Source organism: Neobacillus drentensis, assembly GCF_036962125.1.
Classification (GTDB): domain Bacteria; phylum Bacillota; class Bacilli; order Bacillales; family Cytobacillaceae; genus Neobacillus; species Neobacillus drentensis_B.
Genome location: NZ_JBALOA010000023.1, coordinates 50,145 through 72,200, shown reverse-complemented (window position 1 = coordinate 72,200; position 22,056 = coordinate 50,145). Strand labels below are relative to the sequence as shown.

The following is a 22,056-nucleotide window of genomic DNA, read 5'->3' as shown; positions in this document are numbered from 1 at the left end:
ACTCGAAGCTTGTACTCATTTATATAATGCCCCTTCTGCCTGCGTTTCTGGACGATATTCCAGAAATAACTTTGAAACCAGAGTTTGGCTGGAATGACCTTTGGAGTATTGATTCCATTTTTCAGAATAATATTCAACTTGACTTAAATCAAAACGGTTAGTTTGAATCAAATCGATAATGGATTCGGTATCGTTGACCATCGGACCTGGCAATTGCTCTTCAAACCCTGCCATGACACCACGTTCTTGTTTGTATTTTTCAAAATCATAAGTAAAGAAGATGATGGGTCTATGTAGAAGTGAATATTCATACGGAATCGAAGAATAGTCGGTAATCAATATATCTGCAACAGCAAGCAAATCATTAATTTCATACAGACTTGAGGAAAGATCCACAACGAAATCTGGGTATCTAGCTGTATAATCATCCTTATGAACAATCGCCGGATGTAGCCGCAAAATTAATGTATAATCTGGTCCTAACTCCCGTGCCATTTTCTCAACATCTAGAGCAAGGTTAAAGTGTGTTAACTCATTGTCGCGATAGGTTGGGGCATAAAGGATAATCTTTTTATCCTTCAAGATGGGATGGTTAGATAGCAGGGTCATGGTCGCCTTTTGTTTGGCTTCCTCATTATAGAAAAAATCGGTTCTTGGGATTCCTGTCGGCAGCATTTTCTCCTTTGGAAGGTTAAAAGACCTCATAAAGATCTCTGTCATTACTTCTGAGCCAACCACCACTTGATCAAATTTGTGATAAACCTGTAAAAAGCGTTCTTTTGCTCGATTCGTCCTCGACTTGATTGATTCATCCTCCAGTCCAAACTTTTTCATCGCACCCGAGGCATGCCATAACTGAATGCATTGTACTTCTTTTCTAAAAGACACCGCCGCTAAAAAGCCGAAATAGTTATCGATGAAGATATGCCGGGAAGTAGCTAAATGAAAGATGGAACGTAGCCAGTTCATCACAAGTCGTGGTTCAAAAAGAATAATGTCTGCCTTCTGCACATCTTTAAATTTATTATAGGCTTTTTGCTCACATAGAAAAACTACCTTCGTAGGAATGCCCTGACGGAGTATTTCTTCATACACATACTGGCTGTTATCACCAAAGCTCACTACAAAGGTAGTTTTGTTTTTAAGCGGGAACAGACTAAAGATGGTAAACAGACACTTAAAAATCAGTAAATAAAAACAAATGGCTAGTTCCCTAACCATTTGTGACAGCATTTAAATCTTCTTTTATTTGTGAAGTAGAGATCCCAATTGTTCTTGGCAGGTACACCACTTCGCAATATTCTTTTAGAAAGTCAAATTTGCCTTTCCAATCATCACCCATCACAAAAACATCAATATCATGTTTGATTACATCTTGAATTTTTTGGTCCCATGTATTTTCTGGAATCACTTCATCTACAAAACGAATCGATTCTAAAATTAATTTCCTGTTCTCAAAACTATGGTATGCTTGTTTATTCTTTCCTTTATTAAACTCGTCAGTGGAAAGACCAACAATCAAATAATCGCCTAGATCCTTGGCACGGCTGAGCAAATTTATATGACCAAAATGTAATAAATCGAATGTTCCATATGTTAAGACCTTTTTCATTAGAGTAATTCCTCCTGCTATTAGTATTAGGAAAAAGCATAAATATTTATTCATTAAATGCACTTATTTATTTGTCTAATTAACTTCACCAAATCATTATAAGACTATCAAACTTAAAATTCAATTACGAACTGTTTAATTACCATTAAGTTACCAAACAAATGATGAATTTTGTCTTAAATTGTTCGGGATTTGTTATGAAAAAAGCTGACTTGACAACAAGCCAGCAAAAAAATCATTTTAGTTCTCTTACAATGTAAGTTGTACTTACCCAGCCCGTATTTCCGGTGGATAATTTAATTTGGTACCAAGTCTTTGTTTTATCCGTGACAATATTCCCTTTGCTATCCAGTACCAACTGCACATAATCATTTAAATGAAGCACGGCAATTTCTTTTTTTCCAGTTGAAGGATCCGGACGAACATTTAAATAACTTGAACCCGAAACTCTTCCTAGATTTAGGACTGTGAAGTAGTCATAATAGGATGAAAACGGAACTTTAATGGTAATATCCTTACTATTTACATTAACCTTTAGATTAAAATCATTGGCTTTTTCCAGCAATAAAAATTTCGTATCTTTTTTAATTGTGCTTGAAATATCCTTTTTCGCTTTTGCCTGAATTCCTGCAGGGAATTTATCTTTACCCACAGGTATACCTGGTAAGGCAGGATAGGTGGTATTAACAGCTGGATGCTCATAATTTTTTGCATTAAAGGCTAGGATTTTCTGCATATGGCGGGCAATCCCATTGCCCCAGAGTGGGTCACTTGCATAGTAGTAGTTCATCCCGATACTTTTGCTTGTAATTCTTTTTCCTTTGGAATCATTTGTCCGATATCCTAGCATTGCTCCTTGAAAATGGGCACCCTTCGGATTTAGATAATCAGCTTTGATTTTTTGGGCAACATAATTAATACACTGCTCGACCGAAGAGAATCGATAGGCACCGACAAATGGGGCTGAATCATAAGCACCATAACCAAATAGATTCTTTTTGCCTATGGATATATTTGACGTACCAAAGCCGCTTTCGTGGATCGCATGTGCCGCCAAATAAAGAGAATTGACACCATATTTTTTACCTGCATCAATAAAGGCTTGTCCTTTGCTAACGAGGACACTCGTCTTTCCTTTAACATTTGCTGCGATATAATCATTGATTTGCTTCGCTGTTACAGTTGATTTGGTCCGTAAATCAATAAATCGATAATCCGTTAATTTATATTCTTTTACATAGCCTTTAAATACATAACCTGTTTTGCCATTGTAGGTGACTTGATACCAATCATCCAGTTTTTTACCGGTTGATTTAACACTCGTACCTTTTGGGATAACTGCTAAAATGAGCGAGCCTGCTCCCGCTTGGCGCATGTTTAAATCATCCATTACAAGATAGTTAACTTCATTGGCTCCATTGACTGGAGGGTTCTCCGCTGTTTGCGAAGGAACAACTTGCATATAGTTCTTATACACATAACCCTTTTTCCCATTGAAGCTAACCTCATACCAATTACCGACCATCTTTACCGATGAAACTACGGTACCCTTCGGAATCGTGATTAATCTTGTATAGGAAGGTCCATAGGATGAATAAACATAGGTTGCACTATTGATTTGATAATTCTTTTTCGCTAGTGTTTGAACAGCAGATTTATACACATCACCGCTAAAAATATAGACGGATTTGCCTTTATAGGTGACCTTATACCAAGTTTTTCCGATGCTATTGACAACCTTTTGTGTGGAATAAAATCCATTGCCATTAGCAATCGTACCGACAGCCTTTTTCTTTGTATCTGGTGTGGAATAAAGGCTGGCATTTTTCTTCGTGAAATAATAGGTTCCACTTGTTGTTAAATATTTATAGTATTCCTTCACATAACTCTGGCTGACCCAACCTGATTTCTTATAAGTCATTCCTTTAGATGAATACGAATAAGATACCTTGTAATAGCTGCCTTTTTTCTCTGTCGCATAAATTACTTTTCCTTTTGGAATCGTGAGAATAGTTTTATATTTTGTACCGGCCCCTGTCCGCAGTCTTAAGTTCGCTGTTGTTTGAAACGTTGTTTTATTTATACTAGCAGCTTCCACATGCTCGATACTAATCGGTGATACCGAAAGAGCCCCTCCGCTGCCTAAACCACCAACTAATAACCCGGTGGATAAAACTACTACTTTCCCCAAGTTTTTCATTGAATCTAAAATCCTCTCTTTCTACTTTATTGAAATATTACCAATCTAGTTTAAATCTTTGGTATAAAGATAGGCAGCGCTCACCCATGCAGTTTTACCAGTTGCCAATTTTATCTGATACCATGACTTTAATGAATCCATCACTAATGATCCATCCGCTTTCATAACAATTGATACGTAGTCATTCAATGCCAAGGTTCCGACGGAAGAATAGGAGGTTGCAGGTCCAGTTCGGATATTTAACTCTGAAACAGTTGCTCTGCCTAAATTTTTCACAGATAAATAGTTTTTATAGTTACTAAAGTCTACATCATTGGTCCAGTATTCTTTATTGTCCACCCTAACCCTTAGCCAAAAATCATTGGTTTTTTCTAAAAGGACAAAGAAGGTTCCCTTTTTCATCGTTTTTACTGCATCGTGTACTCCCTTTTTACTATTTAGAACGATTTGTTTTTCTGCTGGGAGTGTGACAATCGCCGTGATATCTGCCGGAAACACATCGCCGCCGCCAGGAATTGTCGGTCTCGCTGGGATACTGGTATCTACATCGGCGTTTGCATAATAAGCTTTTTCATAAGAAAGAATCCTGTCCATATGCTGGCTTATGGCCTTCCCCCAATTGGGATCACTCGCGTAAAAAAAGTTCATTCCTTCACTACTGGCATCAACTCTGTCATTAGCTAATGTTTTGGTGCTAAAGCCCAGATAAGCTCCTTGATACTTCCAATTTGCTGGATTTAAATAGGTTGCCTTCATCTCACGGGCAATAAAATCAATGCACAATTCTACACTGGCAAACCGGTAAGCAGCTACAAATGGCGCTGCATCATAGGCACCAAATCCAAATAAGTTGTTCTTTGTCAGTGAAATGGTCGAAGTTCCATAGGCACTTTCATGGATCGCATGGGCTGCCAAGTAGAGGGCATTTAGTCCATATTTTTTTCCCGCATCGATAAATACCTGTCCTTTATTCGTCAATACACTCGATTTCCCCGTGCTTTTTACATAGCCGGCAATGTAATTATTAATTTGACTGGCCGTTACACGAGACTGAGTCCTTAAATCAATAAACTGGTAACTATCCCTGTTGTCGAGTGGATCGCCCGTTACTACTTGTTGAAGATATGTCCCAAAGACATAGCCGCTTTTCCCCGAATAGTTGACTTTATACCAGCCATTAGACGTTTTACTTGTTGGAATAATGATTGTTCCTCTAGGAAGCACGGTTAAAACAGCAGCTGTAGTAGCCGCAGCCTGTCTTAAATTTAATTGATCCGTAACCGCATAGGTTGTCTTTGTTAAGGCTTGCTCGGTAATTGTGTCGGTTGGAGGATTTTTGACCTCTTCGTTGTCAGTTCCTCCTGTACCAGGCGTCTCTGCAGGCTTAGTATATTTCGTCATATCGCCGCTGTAGACATAGCCAGATTTACCGTTATAGGAAACTTTATACCAATCTCCAATTCTTTGCTTGGAAGATATAATCGTTTGTTTTGGAATCTTTACTAGTTTGGTATAGCTTTTTCCATAAGATGAGAATAAATAGGTATCAAGTTTGACTTGATAATCAGTTGCTTCAAAAGAAGTTAGAGTGTATTTACTTACATCACCGCTATAAATGTAAAGTGTTTTGCCATTGTATGTAACTTTATACCAGATTTGCCCGACACTATTTACAGTTTGATAAGCAGAATAAAGTCCGTTCCCCGCTGCGATGCTGTAAACGGCACTTTTCTTTGTATCCGGTGTAGAATACAACTTAACTGTTTTTTTTGAAAAATAATAACCGCCGCTGATTGCACTATATGTATAGTATTCCTTTAAATAAGTACCCTTTACCCAGCCTGTTGTTGTGATATTCTTTCCTTTGGTAGAATAGGTATAGGTCACTTTATACCAGTCCGAGATTTTCTGTGCGCTTATGATGGTCTTCCCTTTTGGAATCGTTAGTAATGTTTTGTTCTTTGTACTTGCTCCAGAACGAATGTTTACATTATCGGTCGTTTGATAGGTTGTTTTTGGAAAATTTTCCGTTTTCGGGGTTGTAGAAATTTTCTTGAGATAGGAGGCACTCACCCAGCCTGTTTTCACAGTTTTTTTCCCATTAACAGAATATTGGTATGTAACCTTCATCCAGGTTCCTGTTTGCTCTGTAGCTGTGATGATTTTGGATTTGGGAATAAGAAGGATTACTTTATATGTCCCCGTCGGACCTGATCTTAAATTAACGTTCGAAGTTGTTTGATAGCTAATACTGGCTAATTTTACAGTGCTAGCCGCTTCTGCCTGATGCAAACCATGTGGAACGATTGGTGCTGCGATTTCACCTAATAGTAAACTAGTAGATAGTAGGACAACTTTTCCGACATTTCTCAAAAAACACACCTCCCCGTGATTAGTCCTTTTTTGCTTTTCGCATATTTCTACAATCCATTGTATAAACTCATATTTTGCCGAAAGATGCTATTCAATCTATTAATATTATCGCCTATTAAGCTATGGATTTAAATAGATTCCAATAAATACTTGTAGACAAAAAGAAAAATAGGAAATTTTTCTTAGAAAAAGAAAATAATCCTACCTGAAATTCGTCGTACTTTGTTGGTATTTACTAACAAAACGACCATAAAAATACAAAAACACCCAAATTCAGCTATTGGGTGTCTGTAATAACCTATCAATTTTTCAAGATCACTTCTTTAACCACTCTCTCAGCAGCATGTCCATCTTCTAAGTAACAGAACTGCTGGTAAAATTCATTCATTCGTTCGTCTGGAACTTTACCCTGCTCTTGAGCTTTTATTGCAGCAATCACTTCTTCTGTGGTTTCGACGAGCGGGCCCGGTACTTTTTCTTCAAAATTAAAATAAAAACCTCTAATATCATCCTTGTATTCTGCAAGATCATAGGTAAAGAAGATCATTGGCCGTTTGAGATTGGCATAATCAAAAAACACGGAAGAATAGTCTGTGATGAGTAAATCACTAATCAAGTAGAGTTCTTGAATGTCCTCATGCTTAGAGAAGTCCCAAGCGAAACCTTTATATGCCTCCAAGTCAAAGTTTTCAGCGACTAGATAGTGCATCCGGAGAATGATTATATATTCATCCCCAAGGTCCTGCTTCAGTTTTTCCAAATCCAACTGCAAATCAAGCTTATATTTACCTTCTTGATGAAATTGATTGTCGCGCCACGTTGGTGCATAAAGGATTACCTTTTTATCGTCAGGCAGTTGATGATTTTTTTTAAATGCCTTCGCGATTTCTTCATGGCCCTGTTTATAAAAGATATCATTTCGCGGATAACCCGATTCAATCATTGCTTTATCGAATTTAAAGGCACGCTTAAAGATTTCTGTTGAATAGCGATTTGGAGAAATTAAATAATCCCAGTTCCGTGACTCAAGATAAAATTCTTGCTTATACTGCTCTGTCGTCGTCCCAGCCATGAGCACTTCCTTCATATCATGGGCCAGTTTCTTCAAAGGGGTCCCATGCCACGTTTGCAGGTAAATGGTCTTCTTTGGCTTCGGAATCCACAAGGGCATCCTGCTATTAGTAACCCAAAAACCTGCCCTTGCCATCAAAAACAGCCATTTTACCGAAAACCGTCGTGCGTAAGGAATTCCTTTATCAATAAAACCTTTTTCATACCGAGGATCAATACTCCAAACCAGTTTAAATTCAGGATGATTGCCTTCAAGGTATTCATAAATAGCCCGCGGATTACAACTGTACTGCTTGCCAAGGAAGCTTTCAAACATAATTAGATTTTTCTGTGGGGGAAGTAATGAAACTAGTTGAAACAACCATTTGTATAAAACTATAACTAACCTTTTCACCGCTGGTACCAATCAAACCGCGCTCCTTACCATTAAAAGAAACACTGAAGGGCTGCAGCAAATGATCCGCAGCCTTGTGTTTACTCAATAACCTATTTGTTAATTTTTACTTCTTGATCCACGAGCTTCACTAAATAATTGAGCAATTCATCCCGTAGTTCTGGTCTGCTTAGGGCTATTTCGATGGTCGTTTTAATAAAACCAAATTTCTCGCCCACATCGTAACGTATTCCCTCAAAGTCATATGCAAATACATTTTGAATCGTATTTAGACGTTGAATGGCATCCGTAAGTTGAATTTCTCCGCCTGACCCTGTTTCTTGATTTTCAAGGAGATTAAATATTTCAGGGGTTAAAATATATCTTCCCAAAATGGCAAGATTCGATGGCGCTAATTCAACCGGCGGCTTTTCCACAAAGTTTTTCACTTCATACATCCGTCCATCCTGCCGGCTCGGATCAATAATTCCGTAGCGATTCGTTTCTTTTTTTGGTACCTGCTGAACGCCAATCACTGAAGAACTGACTTTATCGTAGATGTTCATTAATTGTTTTAAAGCAGGGACTTCAGCCTGGACAATATCATCTCCTAGTAACACGGCAAACGGTTCATTGCCAATGAATTTTCGGGCGCACCATATCGCATGGCCAAGACCTTTGGGTTCCTTTTGACGTATGTAATGAATATCTACATTCCCAGGCTTCCGAACTTCCTCAAGAAGTTCAAACTTCTCTTTCCGTGCTAAATTCTCTTCAAGTTCAAAGGCATTATCAAAATGATCTTCAATGGCTCTTTTGCCTTTTCCGGTTACGATGATAATATCCTCAATCCCAGACTCAATTGCCTCTTCAACAATATATTGAATGGTTGGTTTATCCACGATTGGGAGCATTTCCTTAGGCATCGCTTTTGTGGCAGGTAAAAACCTTGTTCCCAAGCCCGCCGCAGGGATAATCGCCTTTTTGACTTTACTCATTATTTGGTCTCCTTAGTTTGTAATCTGCATGTCGGATCTATTTTTCCAGCCTCATTCTAACACCTGATAAAATGAGGCCATTGCCTTTTTATTGTATTCTTCTGGAATAAATTCATCAAGACTATTATCTAATTCATTCCGAGCAAATTGGGTCATTCCTTTTTCAAGCCCTTCAATACTATTTTCTACTAATAACCCATATCGTCCATTCTCTAAAACATTTCGATTGGCGACGATATCCGTCGCGATGATTTTCATTCCATGAGTCATTGCTTCTAATAATACCATGGGCTGTCCTTCATAATGAGAAGAAAGGACAAAACAATCACATTTTTTCATAAACGTAAAGGGATTCTCAACCTGCCCTGTCAGATAGACAGAATCCGTAAGCTGCAATTCCTCAATCAAATTCTCCAAATCTTTTCTTAACGGACCTTCACCTAGAATATACAATTTCGAATCTGGGAAGTTCTGCTGAAATTGACCAAAGGCTTTTATTAAATTATCCTGACCTTTTTCCGGTGATAATCGTCCCATCGTGATAAAATTCAAATTGTCATGCACTGGTTGAGGAATAATCTTTTTCTCGACCATTTCTACATTCTCTTCTGATTTTTCAGGAATAACAATTTTATATCTTTTCTTATTAAGAAGCTTATACATCTTTGTATTTTTTTTAGGATGGAGCGTTTTCTTTCCATCTTCTTCGCGCACGATCGTCAACGCTGTCGATTCCACCCACCCGATAAAAGTTCCTTTGACCAACAGCCGACTATAAATTCCTTGCTGTGTTCTTGCTTCAGTATCCACATCAACTAAGTGACCTTTATACACCTTTGCGGGAGCGACTTTTTCGGTTCCTTCCAAATTATATGGCAGACTCCAAAGATCATGTCCGTGCGGGTGAGAAATCACGGCTAGTTTTTTCACGGGTGTTTGAAACAGGATTCGATCGGAGAGCAGCTCAAAACAAGAGTCGTCAAGCCAGCCAACAATTCGGTCATTCACACTAAACTTATAATATTTATTGGAACTTGTTAGTACCTCCCGTAAAATAGTGACCTCCTGATTTAAATAATGATTAGCAGGTGTAATAATCGCCGCACCGTTATAAACTGGAGGTCTATTCCAGATTCCTTCATTTTCGGGATGAGTGATGATTGCCCGTGCTTTTAGTACCTGATTGCTAAGAATTTGGTCTTGAGTTAGCGCCTCGTTCACTAACGCTTCCGTGACACTCTCTGTCAACTCCTCATTTCCTAATCTCAATATCTTTTCAGGATTAATCGAGTTCATGACGTAATCAAATTTATGCTCCTCTGCAAATTCCACTAAATTACGTTTGTTTAATTCCATTGTCGCAGGAGACACACTAACTAACTTATCAAATTGATTATAAACTGAAAAAAGCCCACGTAAGTTTATTCGATGCGGCTGGCGCCCATTGATGACCTTTTCACTATCTGATCGGATATCATTATGCATATAACAGATTTTTTTCTTGGCATCGGAAGCAAGTAAGTATTTCGCCCAATAGAGACTATACCCACTAAAATCAATCGCATAATCAAATTGGGCACGCCCTGATAGTCTTTTGTATTCGCGCTTGTAGGCGCTCTCAGGGTAAAGTTTTTTCGTCAATCTACTATGGGCACCGCGATTATGAACAAACTTATCCCGGTAAATTTCGAGAAGACTACGAACCTCTAATCCATGTCGAAACAAAAACCTAGCATTCCTATTCACCTTTTCAATATTATTTAAAGCTTCCTTCGACTTGGGTGCTTTCATAAAAATACTCACATCATACTTACTAAAATCAATATTATCAATGAGATTAATAAAGGAGGAGGTAATTCCATTGTTTAACAAGCCGCCAGGATAAATGATTATTTTCTTTTTATCCTGGTCTAATTGATTAATGACATGAACCTGAGTTTTTTGCTTATTAAAGACGTAATCGACAATTCTGCTCGTGACATTTCCATCATCATGCTTGGTGAATCTATTCTTTACCTCTTGATAGACGTGTGTATATTGATCACTTATGTTTGAGATACCTTGAACGGCCACTACCACTTCTTCGATAGTAAAGAGTGTAGGTCCTGGTAATTCCTCTTCTGATAAGTACATCCCTCTTTCTTCACGATAATCATCATAATCCCAGATATAAAATAAAATGGGTTTATTTGTGACGAGGTAATCAAAAAAGATACTCGAATAGTCGGTGATTAACAGGTCAACCACACTTAACAACTCATTCGTATCTACAAAATCTGGAATTAATATCTCTTTTAATTCGGTAAATTTCTTCGCCTGTTCATATAAAAAGGGATGAACTTTGATCAAGAGGTTATACTCGCTTCCAACCCGTTTCCGCAAATAAGTCATTTCACTAATGAGTTGAAACATATCATTTTTCGCCTTCGAGACATTAGTCCCTTTCCAGGTAGGGGCATAAAGAATGGTCTGCTTATTTTTATCAACATCTAACCCTAGTTGAGTTAATATGGCTTTGAACTCCTCAGGGACTGTTTGATAGGTTAAATCAATTCTTGGATATCCCTCCTGAATAATCGCTCCATTGTATAGACCGTTCAATTTATAACTATCAAGAAACATTTTGGTGGTATGGTCATTAGGGCTCAATAGATAATCCGCACTTAGAAAATTTCTCACCACATTCTGCGAATGAGCCGGATTACCAGGGATATCGAATCCCATGCTTTTAAGCGGAGTCCCATGCCAAGTATTTATATAGATTTGTTCATCTTTCGGAATATAAAAAGATTGAAAGGTAGAATTATTAATTAGGTACTTACTAGTGGCTAAATACTTGAGATAATCATTGGAATTACGTTTGACAAATATGACATTCTTCAATCCTTTATACTTCGCAATCACACTTTCCAACTCATTTGGATGATTGATGGACCAAATATGTTTGAAATGCTGATACTCGGGGTGATGTAAGAGGTATTTGAAAATCGCATATGGACTGTCTGTTAAACTTCTTCCGTCCCTGCTCTCATATAAAATAGTATCATCAATTACGTTTAGCTTCTCATAGTATCGCTGGTAATGAATTATTCTGCGATGGTTTGATTTTTTTACATAATTAGCGAGTGGCCCAACTATAAATTTTATCCTTCTTTTTAAAACCTTTTTGTTCATTAAAACGACAGCTCCCTTATCTGCTCACTTTCTTATCATTTTTTTATTAGCTATTCTTACCATCTTTGAGTCCTTATATGAGTGAACCAGGTAATCTATTTTTTGGGATTGAATAGGTCTGTTGATTTGCGCTCCAGGCACTTCGCTTTCCGCGGGCGTTGCGGGGAGCCTCCTCGTCGCTTCGCTCCTGCGGGGTCTCCCCTGCCCCGTACTCCCGCTGGAGTCTTCGTGCCTTCCACTCCAATCAACAGAGTGATTCAATAAGGACTTTCAACTCAACTAATTGTTCCAACCAGTGGTATTGAAATAAAAAAATGCCGAGAAAAATATTTTTTCTCAGCAATCTTAGTAAAATAACTATTTGTTTTAAAATGTGCATTAGAATGTTACTCCAATACCTTATAGAAGGTGTCCATCGCTTTTTTATTGTATTCCTCTGCATTGAATTCATCTGGTGTATATTCTAGTTCATTTTTGGCGAGCTTGGTGAGACCTTTTTCTAATCCCTCAATACTATTTTCTACTAATAGACCATATCTTCCCTGTTCTAATACGGTCCGATTTGCGACGATATCTGTGGCTAATATTTTCATACCCAGGGTCATAGCCTCTAATAACACCATCGGCTGGCCCTCATAGTGGGAAGAAAGGACAAAGCAATCACATTTTTTCATCACTTGAAACGGGTTTTCAACTTGACCGACGAGGAACACCGAGTCTTCCATATTAAGTTCTACTATTAACTTTTCTAAATCCTTGCGCAGCTGTCCTTCACCTAAAATATAAAGTTTGGATTGAGGAAACCCTTTATGGAACTTAGCAAATGCTTTAATCAAATTGTCCTGACCTTTTTCCGGTGATAATCTACCCATATTCACGAAATTATAATTATCTTTTACCGGTTCGGGAAAGGCTGCTTTTTCAGAAACAATCTCAGCATTTTCAATGATCGAAAAAGCACGTTGATCGAGCCAGCCGAGTTGTTTTCCCTGATGATAAAAGAAATAAAAGCTACCTGCTTGAGTTTTATTACATTTGGTCACAATCACTTCCGCCTCTGCTAAATCACTGGCATCCATAATCTTTTTACAGCCTGGGTTAGGATACGGCTTTGTCCAAATCACATAATTCGCAGGATTGGCGATTACAGCAAGCTCATATAAATTATTTTCCTCGAGCGTCCGGTTGTCCAGCTGATTGATAATCGCTTTAAACTTTTGCTTATTAACCTGCTTAAAGACAGACTGCTGTAATGGCTGATTTGCCCCCTCATCACTAACATTTGAAAAGGCACTGGAATCGATCCAGCCTATTAAGGTCCCATTAATAGAAAACCTGCTATAGAAGCCATGCTGAGTTCTGACTTCACGATCAATATCCACAACAATCCCTAAGTAATCCTTACTCGATGATACCTTTTGGATATCTTCTGTCTTATAGGGTTTATTCCAAATATCATTTCCGGATACGTTTTGAAGAACCGCAGTTTTATTGACCTGTTTTTCAAAGAGGATGCTATCTGGAAGCAGTTCAAAACATTCCTGGTCGAGCCAGCCGATAATCCGTTCATCGATGGTAAATTTGTAAGAAACACTTGTTACCGTCTGCGCCTCTTGTAATATTGTAACCTCTTTTTTTAGCGAACTATTTGCAGAAGCAACTTGCTTAGCCCCTTCTAAACCAACGGGCCGATTCCAGATAAAATGATCCTGTGGATTAGTAATAATAGCCCTTGCTTTAAACGCAATATTGCTAAGCAGCTTACCATTTAGATTCGTTGTTGTTTCACCTTGTTGCTCGCTTGGTTCTTCATTACTTAAGGTTAAGATTTTTTTTGTATTAATTGAATTCATCACGTAATCAAATTTTGATTCGCCCGCATATTGTGATAAATTTTGTTTATTTAACTCCATCGTTCCAGCTGAAACACTTACCAATTTGTCAAATCGATTATAGACAGAAAAAAGGCCTCGTAAATTAACGCGGTGCGGCTTGCGTCCATTTATGGTTCTCTCACTATCTGATAGTAGGTCATTATGCATATAGCAGATTTTTTTCTTCGCATCGGAAGCGAGTAGGTATTTAGCCCAATATAAACTGTAGCCACTGAAATCGATGGCATAATCAAAGTGGGACTTTCCAAAAAATCGCTTAAACTCCCTTAAATACGCTTTTTCAGGGTAAAGTTTTTGGGTTAGATTGCTGCGAGCTCCCCGATTGTGAACTAATTTATCCCGATAGACTTCCGAAATATCTAATACAGCTAGTCCATTTCGAAAAAGAAGCCTGGCATTTTTATTGATCTTTGCAATATTATTCAACGCCTCTTTTGATGTCGGTGTTTTCATGAAAATACTCACATCATACTTAGTAAAGTCAATATTATCCATAAGGTTAATAAAGGATGAGGTGATGCCATTGTTCATCATCCCGCCTGGATAGATAAGAATCTTCTTTTTCTGGATATCAATAGGTTTAATGACGTTTAAAGCAGGCTTCTGCCCTTTAAAAATATAATCAACCGTTCTTTTCGTCACCTCTCCATCATCATGACTCGCAAACCTAAGCATCGCGTCCTTATAAACCTGTCTATATTCGACTCGAACTTTAGAAATGCTTTGAACAGCTTCAGCGACTTCATGAATGGTAAAGAGAGTAGGTCCAGGCAGCTCATCATCAGCCAAGTAACGGCCGCGTGATTCATTATAATCATCGTAATCCCAAACATAGAATAGAATCGGATTGTTTGTGACGAGATAATCAAAGAAAATACTAGAGTAATCGGTAATTAAAAGATCGACGATACTTAATAACTCGTTTGTATCCACAAAATCAGGAATTAAGATATCTTTTATTTCTGTGAATTTTCTAGCCTCTGCATATAAAAATGGATGGACCTTTATCAAAATTTGATAGTCTTCGCCAATTTTGTTCTGTAAATAAGTAGTGTCCGCAATGATTTGGAACATATCATTCTTTGCTCTCGAAACATTGGTCCCTTTCCAAGTTGGAGCATAAAGAATGGTTTTCTTGTTCTGGTCCACCTTAACCCCAATTTTGGAAAGGTATTGTTTGAAAAGCTCCGCATTTGTGTGATACGTGAGGTCAATCCTAGGGTAACCTACTTCAAGAATCTCGCCATTATAGATTCCCTTCAACTTATAACTATCAAGAAACATATGAGTCGTGTGTTCATTCGGGCTAATTAAATAATCGGCACTAAGAAAATTCCGCACCACATTTTGCGAGACAGATGGATTACCGGGGATGTCGAAGCCCATACTCTTAAGCGGGGTCCCGTGCCAGGAATTGATATAAATTTGCTCATTTTTACGGATATAAAACGATTGGAAGGTCGAGTTGTTTATCAAGTATTTACAAGATGCTAACGCCTTTAAGTATTCTTTAGAGTTTCGTTTAACAAATTTGATATTGTCTACATCTTTAAATTGATTAATGACACTAGCTAATTCTTCCAAACTAGTTACAGACCATATATGTTGATAGTCTTTATATTCTGGGTTATGTAGCAAATACTTAAAGATCGCATAAGGGCTATCAGTTAGACTTTTTCCATCCCGGCTCTCATAGAGAATCGTTTTATCCACAACCGATAATTTCTCGTAATACTTAGTGTATTGATAATTAATGCGATGGTTTGCTTTAGCAAAAAAGTGATAAATTGGATTTATAATAAATTTTACTCTTCTTTTTAGAACTTTAGAAATCATTAAAAACCCGCTCCTTATTCAAACTACCTAATGTTTCCAGACGATTTAAGCATAGTTTAATTTGGTCAACTATACAATATCTAAGCTAGTAATTAATCTAAATATAGAAAAACCATCAAAACGAGTTTGATGGTGGTATTATTTTGCCGGCAATTAAATTTATGATTTGCCGATAAGTTTTTTTATAGTCCTTCTAAATGCAGTGGTCGACTTTAGTGAAATATTTTCCTGATCAGTCTTATATAACTCACTATAAAGTCCAAAATTATCCACTGAGTTGCTCTTAAAAGCTGGAAATTGATTGATATGCAAGCGAACACCCTTATTAAATACCCTCGCGAAAAAATCAAAGGTATGATTCGGCTCCATGAAATGTTTCCAAGGCAGCTCAAAGGTGCCATTCTCTCGTTTATGAAAATAAATTTTTGTCTTCGAAGCTCGGTCTTTTAGGAAAAAGGTTAAATCCGCGTCTTCTAATCGCTCCGCGTCTGATACACTAATACGGATATTGTCCTCAGCAAGCAGAACCGATGATACTTCGATGTCAACGACTAGATACGAAAGCTTTCCTTTTACAAAGAATAAACTATTCTTCTTACTTTTTTCAAAATTCTCTAACCTCTTAACTCCATTTGTGAACATTCTTTTGGTGATTCTAAACCGTTCTTCTTGATCTTTGGTATAAAAAACAACATAAATATCATAAATGTGATTGGCTGTAAAACTATCCACTGGAATCTTCGCTGTAAGTATGTCCTTCTTATTCCGCTTCACTGGATAGACCGTTTTATCCTCTTGGTCTAATCGTGAAATGATTTCAATGTTTACGTTATCTATCGGAAATACATCCGGAACACGGATGTTTTTGATCCGGATAAATTGCTCATCTATTTCTAAACTATCCATCGTAATAAACTGACTTTGCAAAGCTGTTACCTTGAAAAACTCATCTGGAATATTGATATCCGGGTCACGGAAATAAGGCAGTGCCCAGTAGTAGATTCCGTCCTCTTCGACAATCGTTCCCTTAGGACTCTCCTTAAGAAACTCTACTAATTCATCGGTCATATCATTTAATATCATATAAATGTAAAGATTTTTAACAATCCCAATATCATTTTCAAATACCTGAGGAATTTTCGATAAAAAGTCTTTTATCTCCTGCAAAAAAACCTCTTTAAAATCTTCATCGATCACAATCGACTTAATCGGAAAAAAGAGCCGGTCTAAGTTTCTTTTTAGAAACTCAGTTTTTAATTGTTCATTTCCGAATTCATTTATATAGTTAATCTGATAGTATAAGGACTCCATCCGGTCTCTGAAGTTATTGATATCACCTTTTAATTGTGTAATCGACTTAGCTCCAGTTTCGCCTCTTTTTCTCCATAAATAGACGACATCAGGGATAATCTCAATTTTGTTTGCATAAAGAAAAGCCTTGTGAACCATCGGCCGATCAGCATAAAGCATCCCAGGGGGCATAAAACAATCATACTTAAATAAAAAGTCCCGTTTGTAAATTTTATTCCAATAGAATCCATCATAAAAGATGTCGGGAAACTCTAATAAGTTCGTTACTTCCCGTTCTTCTTTCCATACATCACGTTCCTTTTTATAATGAACCTGTTTCACCACACCATTGACAAGAATGTGTGCTCTGCCAATGACAATATCTGCATCCGTTTCTTTTGCCTTTTTATATAACTTTTCGTAAGCATCAAGAGGCACCACATCATCAGAGTCCATGACCGTAACGTATTCACCTGTAGCAGCCTGTAACCCTGTATTACCGGCAACTGCCCCACCGCTATTTGGCTGATTAATCAGCTTAAGATTAGGATAGCGCTTTTGGTATTCCTCAATAATAGCCACACTATTATCTGGACTTTCATCATTGACCATGATAATTTCAAGTCCCTCTAACGTTTGATTGACAAGAGAATCTAAGCACTCTCTCATATATGGCTCTGTGTTGTAAACTAATACAACCACGCTTAATTTATAGTTATTACTCAAGGTGCTCACCTAACTCAAATGAGATAATTTCGGCAATTTGTTTAACATCCGCAATTTCAAGGTCTGCATACATTGGTAAGCATAAGATATTGTCACTAATCCCTTTGGCAATCGGTGTTTCCTTACTAGAAGTGTGATAGCAGGAGAAATCATTGCATAATGGATAAAAATATTTCCTCGCAAACACATTGTACCCTTTCAAAACTTCAAAAAGCCGATCTCTCATTTCATGACTGCGAAGGACAATCGGAAAATATGCATAGTTTGCCTTAACTGCTGTGTCTTGGGGTAATAACTGAACAGATACCAAGTCCTTTAACCCTTCCACATAGGCTTGATAGACATTCCCGCGCATTTGAATATCATTTCTTACCGTCTCGAGGTTACATAGTCCCATCGCTGCTTGAAATTCATTCATTTTCGCATTAGTTCCGACATAATCAACACTTTCTGGAGAAGTAATTCCAAAGTTTTTAAGTGACTTTAGGATTGGGGACAAACTTTCATCCTTAAAGGTTAGCAATCCACCCTCAATCGAATGGAATACCTTTGTCGCATGAAGACTAAACATAGATATGTCTCCAAAATTACCAATCCCTACCCCATTAATCTCCACACCGAAAGCATGCGCTGCATCGTAAATAACCTTTAGATTATGCTTTTTGGCAATCGCCTCAATTGTAAAGACATCACATGGTGTTCCAAACACATGGACAGCCACAATCGCACTAGTATCGGGTGTAATCAGACGTTCGATTTTCGTCGCATCAATGTTGTAGGTAATCGGATCTACATCACAAAATACAGGTTTTAAACCGGCATTCGCAATCGCGTGAGTGGTAGATGCAAAGGTAAACGGAGTGGTAATGACCTCGCCCGTTAAATCTAAGGCTTTTAAGGCAATTTCTAATGCCAGATGTCCATTGGTAAATAGCTCCGCCTGAGGTACCATTAACATGTCTCTTACTTGTTCTCTAAATCGTTCATGTAAGGGACCATCATTTGTCAGCCACTTTTTCTCCCAGACCTCTTTTAGCAGTTCTGTGTACATACCATAATCAGGCAGCTTCGGCTGTGTGACGTTGATTCTGTGTTTAAAAATAAGTTCATTTTTCATCGGTTAATTTCTCCAGTCAATTAGGCTTTCAATTGCATCGATATCAAAAACTGGAATGCCAAATTTCTCTTTGATTTTTCTCCGTTCACTATGTGAATCATCAATAAAAATAGCCGATTTATCAACGGAAAAATATTTATGCTTTTCATCTTCTTGTTTGATATGAATAATTTCTAAGAAGAGAGATGGATCAATTTTTAAGGTTCTTAATGTTTCCCTAATATCATGTATGTGCTTAGTTATCAGAACAATATCAATTTCTTTTGCCATACATTGATAAATAAACATCATAATATAAGGGTTAATTTTCTTATTTAATGTAATCGTATCATCAAAATCAAGGTAGACTTTATCATAAGAGATATCTAAGGAGAATCGATTGATTAGCGCTCGGTCCACTTCGATCGTAAAATCATTTTCAATAATATCAACATCAAAACCCATACGGTCATAAAGACTTAATAAAGAAAAGTTAATTCCTTTATTTCGATACAGACTCATTGTTCCCGCAATTCTTGGGGCAATCTCTAACAGCTTATATGAGCCATCACTCGCTTCTTTAACCTGAAAAAACCACATTCCCTGCGGTTGTAATTTTTGATTAATGACTTCAGCGATTTCCCGTACTTGCGGCTCCATCTTTAAAGTCATCGAATTGACGCTGATTCCACTTTTGATTCTTCTCCGTTCTCTCATTCCAGCAAACTTCAATTCACCATGACGGTCAGTGAAACAATCTATCGTATATTCTTTCCCAGGTAAATATTCCAAGATGAGAAGATTATTTGGCTTACTTAGATGGTAGGCAAGCTCTTCTTTATTTCTTGCTAGTGCAATTCCTTTCGAGCCCTGACCGACATCTGGCTTCAAAAATACAGGGAACTCTTGCACTTCGTTCTGATCACGATACATATGCGGTGTAAAGGCTTCCTCAGGAAAAGTTTCATATGTTAACTTCTTGGAACGGCAAATTTCACAAACTTCTTTAGAAGAGGTGAGGACCTCTGCCTTTAGTTTTTCCTTGTTTTGGGCAAGGGTAAGCACGACACTATCATGGGCAGGGAATATATAATCAATATTATTTTCTTCAACAATCCGATTTAATGCAGGAATGAAGTTTTCATCTGCAACATTCGGTATTCCATCTATATAATTTTTAAAGGTGTATTTTCCATGGTCCGCTACACTGGATCCACCGTATATCTTTAACCCCTTGACAAATTTCAGCGCATTATTAATCTCAAGGCCAATTTCAGAGCCACAAGGAAACACCAATACATTTTTCTGCAATTTATTCACAACCTTCTACGTAGTTATCAATGAAATCTAGTTAATGAAAGACCCTATCGACTACCCTTTTAGCAGCTTGACCATCCTCTAAACTGCAATAGCGCTGATAGAATTTATCATATTTTTCTTTATACTCCTCCGCTACGTGGTCAATCTTGATAATCGCCTCTAATAATTCTTCTCCGGACTGAAGTACAGGTCCAGGTAAATCCTCCTCCATATTCAGATAAAAACCACGAATATTTTCCTTGTACATTTCGTAGTCATAGGCATAGAAAAGGATTGGTTTCTTAGAATTCGCATAATCAAAAAACACAGATGAATAATCAGTAATCAGCACGTCAGCGGTAATATATAACTCTTGAATGTCATTATATTTAGACAAATCATATACAAAATCCTTATATTTATCATCGATCTCCAAAGCATCAGAAATAAGATGATGCATCCGGAGCACTAAGACATAGTCTGTATGCAGGTTTTCATAGAATTGCTCTAGATCAAATTTTAATTGAAAGGAATGCTCCCATGAACCCACCATCTCATTATCTCTCCAGGTTGGTGCATATAGAATTACTTTCTTATCCTTTGGAAATTTAAGTTTTCCCTTAATTTCGTTTACTTTTTCCGGAAGATCGTTCCGATAAAAGATATCATTTAAGGGATAACCAGTTTCGAGCATTTCCTTTTCAAACTTAAAGGCTCTTCTAAAAATTTTCGAAGAATAAGAATTGGCAGAGATTAAATAATCCCAATTCCGAGATTCGATATAAAAATTCTCCCTCGCCAAAACCTCAGGCCCTTCGATATCTATATCCCATCCCAGTTTTTTCAATGGTGTTCCATGCCAGGTTTGCAAATAAATATTCCCTTCTCTTTTGCGATGAACAGGAAAGAGGATATTACTCACCCAATATTTCGCCTTGGCCAAATAACGATAAAAATCTTCCGTTTCTCTGTTGACTAGAATCGGATTACCCGGAATATCTTCTGGATGGTCTCCCGTATAGGACCAAACAAATGTATAGTGTTTATATTTTGGATCTCTTAGCATTTGTTCATAAACATATTTCGGATTCCCTGAATAATTCTTTCCTAAGAAACTCTCAAACACCACCATATGCTTGTCTAGTGGTTCATCCCTACTTACTTCGTTAAAGACCGTTTTTCCTCTTGCAATGGCATATGTTTTTTCAAACTGAGCTTGGTCTGTATACCACAGGGCTAAACTATTAACCCCCATCGTCGCGTAAAGTGAAATGACGTGGTCTTCATCTACTTCTTTCGTTACTAAATAGCGATCTTCTTCTCTTTCAAATTCCCGGTAACTTTGCAGATTAATCAGTTCCTGGTGAAGGACCTTGTTCTTTTCATCAGTGATTCGTAAAATCACATCCCAGCGCGAATTTTTCACAAGATCGTGCTTAAGCTTTTCTGGATATATGGTTCCTGCAAATTGATAGTGATTGGAAGAACCTTCTTTAGTTACGTCCAACATAAACGTATGCCTTCGATTGACATCTCGTCTTTGCATAATCACTTCTGCAAAGGCAGGTTCATTATTAAAGAAATCTTCCATTGTTCCCGTTATGTAAAAATGCAAACCCTCATTTTTTAGTACATGAATAGTTGGGTTAATTAGAATCTTTTTAGTGGCGATGGCAATATTTTTCTTTTTCGTTTTCGAAATTTTTATTTTTGTTTTATTTTTTTCATCTACTACTTGTGTTAATTTAAGATGACTGGAAAATCCAGATCTTCTTACTATTTTTCTCGAAAATAAATAGGAGGTTAAAGAAACATCGATCGTCCCATCATCAGTTAATTCTGCTAAATCATCTAATGGAATAGCGATACTTTTACCCGCTAAGAACTCCTGAATCCTCCGTCCCGATTTTCGATCCTTTAACAACACATACCGCTTGAGAAAAGAAGGGTAAAGTTTATCATATTCAATTACAAGTGCATTATTTTCGATAGCTACATTTTTTACCTTATGGGTAAGAGCTAGTTTCGAAACTATCCTTTTGATCAATTTCTTCATCTTTCTTCTCCTTACTTTTCTGAAAGAAGCTATATTCCTTGCTGAAATGGTCGTCCA

General features: G+C 37.4%; 11 protein-coding genes and 1 pseudogene. All 12 read right to left on the bottom strand.

From position 1 onward, the window contains the following. Positions 1 to 15: 15 nt before the first annotated feature. On the bottom strand, positions 16 to 1,233 hold the full coding sequence (locus V7121_RS19255) for a CDP-glycerol glycerophosphotransferase family protein (RefSeq protein WP_335547484.1): 1,218 nt from the start codon (positions 1,231 to 1,233) through the stop codon (positions 16 to 18). Next, complete coding sequence (gene tagD / locus V7121_RS19250) at positions 1,214 to 1,612, bottom strand: glycerol-3-phosphate cytidylyltransferase (RefSeq protein WP_218347560.1); 399 nt, start codon at positions 1,610 to 1,612, stop codon at positions 1,214 to 1,216. The genes V7121_RS19255 and tagD overlap by 20 nt, the downstream gene beginning before the upstream one ends. A 235-nt stretch (positions 1,613 to 1,847) precedes the next feature. Continuing rightward, a complete protein-coding gene (locus tag V7121_RS19245) occupies positions 1,848 to 3,812 on the bottom strand; it encodes an SH3 domain-containing protein (RefSeq protein WP_335499607.1) in 1,965 nt (654 codons plus the stop codon). A 45-nt stretch (positions 3,813 to 3,857) separates the two neighbouring features. Then, the gene (locus tag V7121_RS19240; protein WP_335547482.1) at positions 3,858 to 6,185 is read right to left on the bottom strand and encodes an SH3 domain-containing protein; all 2,328 of its coding nucleotides are present in this window, start codon (positions 6,183 to 6,185) and stop codon (positions 3,858 to 3,860) included. A gap of 301 nt (positions 6,186 to 6,486) precedes the next feature. Beyond that, a pseudogene (locus V7121_RS19235) lies at positions 6,487 to 7,644 on the bottom strand (CDP-glycerol glycerophosphotransferase family protein); the annotation flags it as partial. A gap of 98 nt (positions 7,645 to 7,742) precedes the next feature. Continuing rightward, on the bottom strand, positions 7,743 to 8,627 hold the full coding sequence (galU, locus tag V7121_RS19230) for a UTP--glucose-1-phosphate uridylyltransferase GalU (protein WP_335499611.1): 885 nt from the start codon (positions 8,625 to 8,627) through the stop codon (positions 7,743 to 7,745). A 51-nt stretch (positions 8,628 to 8,678) separates the two neighbouring features. Beyond that, a complete protein-coding gene (locus tag V7121_RS19225) occupies positions 8,679 to 11,801 on the bottom strand; it encodes a CDP-glycerol glycerophosphotransferase family protein (protein WP_335547480.1) in 3,123 nt (1,040 codons plus the stop codon). 386 nt (positions 11,802 to 12,187) lie between these two features. Further along, positions 12,188 to 15,532: a CDP-glycerol glycerophosphotransferase family protein gene (locus V7121_RS19220; RefSeq protein ID WP_335547478.1), complete on the bottom strand. Its 3,345-nt coding sequence runs from the start codon at positions 15,530 to 15,532 to the stop codon at positions 12,188 to 12,190. A gap of 159 nt (positions 15,533 to 15,691) precedes the next feature. After that, complete coding sequence (locus V7121_RS19215) at positions 15,692 to 17,548, bottom strand: glycosyltransferase (protein ID WP_335499617.1); 1,857 nt, start codon at positions 17,546 to 17,548, stop codon at positions 15,692 to 15,694. Then, positions 17,541 to 18,665, bottom strand: coding sequence for a DegT/DnrJ/EryC1/StrS family aminotransferase (locus tag V7121_RS19210; protein ID WP_335547476.1), 1,125 nt, complete (start codon positions 18,663 to 18,665; stop codon positions 17,541 to 17,543). Before V7121_RS19210 ends, V7121_RS19215 begins: the two co-directional genes overlap by 8 nt. 3 nt (positions 18,666 to 18,668) lie before the next feature. Beyond that, entirely contained in the window at positions 18,669 to 19,955 is a 1,287-nt protein-coding gene (locus tag V7121_RS19205; protein WP_335499621.1) for an ATP-grasp domain-containing protein, read from the bottom strand. Positions 19,956 to 19,995: 40 nt separating this feature from the next. After that, on the bottom strand, positions 19,996 to 21,999 hold the full coding sequence (locus tag V7121_RS19200; RefSeq protein WP_335499623.1) for a CDP-glycerol glycerophosphotransferase family protein: 2,004 nt from the start codon (positions 21,997 to 21,999) through the stop codon (positions 19,996 to 19,998). Between the last annotated feature and the right edge of the window lie 57 nt (positions 22,000 to 22,056).

Coding starts and splice junctions, on each gene's coding strand:
- V7121_RS19255 (WP_335547484.1), bottom strand. CDS start 1,233: ATGCTGTCACAAATGGTTAGGGAACTAGCCATTTGTTTTTATTTACTG.
- tagD (WP_218347560.1), bottom strand. CDS start 1,612: ATGAAAAAGGTCTTAACATATGGAACATTCGATTTATTACATTTTGGT.
- V7121_RS19245 (WP_335499607.1), bottom strand. CDS start 3,812: ATGAAAAACTTGGGGAAAGTAGTAGTTTTATCCACCGGGTTATTAGTT.
- galU (WP_335499611.1), bottom strand. CDS start 8,627: ATGAGTAAAGTCAAAAAGGCGATTATCCCTGCGGCGGGCTTGGGAACA.
- V7121_RS19225 (WP_335547480.1), bottom strand. CDS start 11,801: ATGAACAAAAAGGTTTTAAAAAGAAGGATAAAATTTATAGTTGGGCCA.
- V7121_RS19220 (WP_335547478.1), bottom strand. CDS start 15,532: ATGATTTCTAAAGTTCTAAAAAGAAGAGTAAAATTTATTATAAATCCA.
- V7121_RS19210 (WP_335547476.1), bottom strand. CDS start 18,665: ATGAAAAATGAACTTATTTTTAAACACAGAATCAACGTCACACAGCCG.
- V7121_RS19200 (WP_335499623.1), bottom strand. CDS start 21,999: ATGAAGAAATTGATCAAAAGGATAGTTTCGAAACTAGCTCTTACCCAT.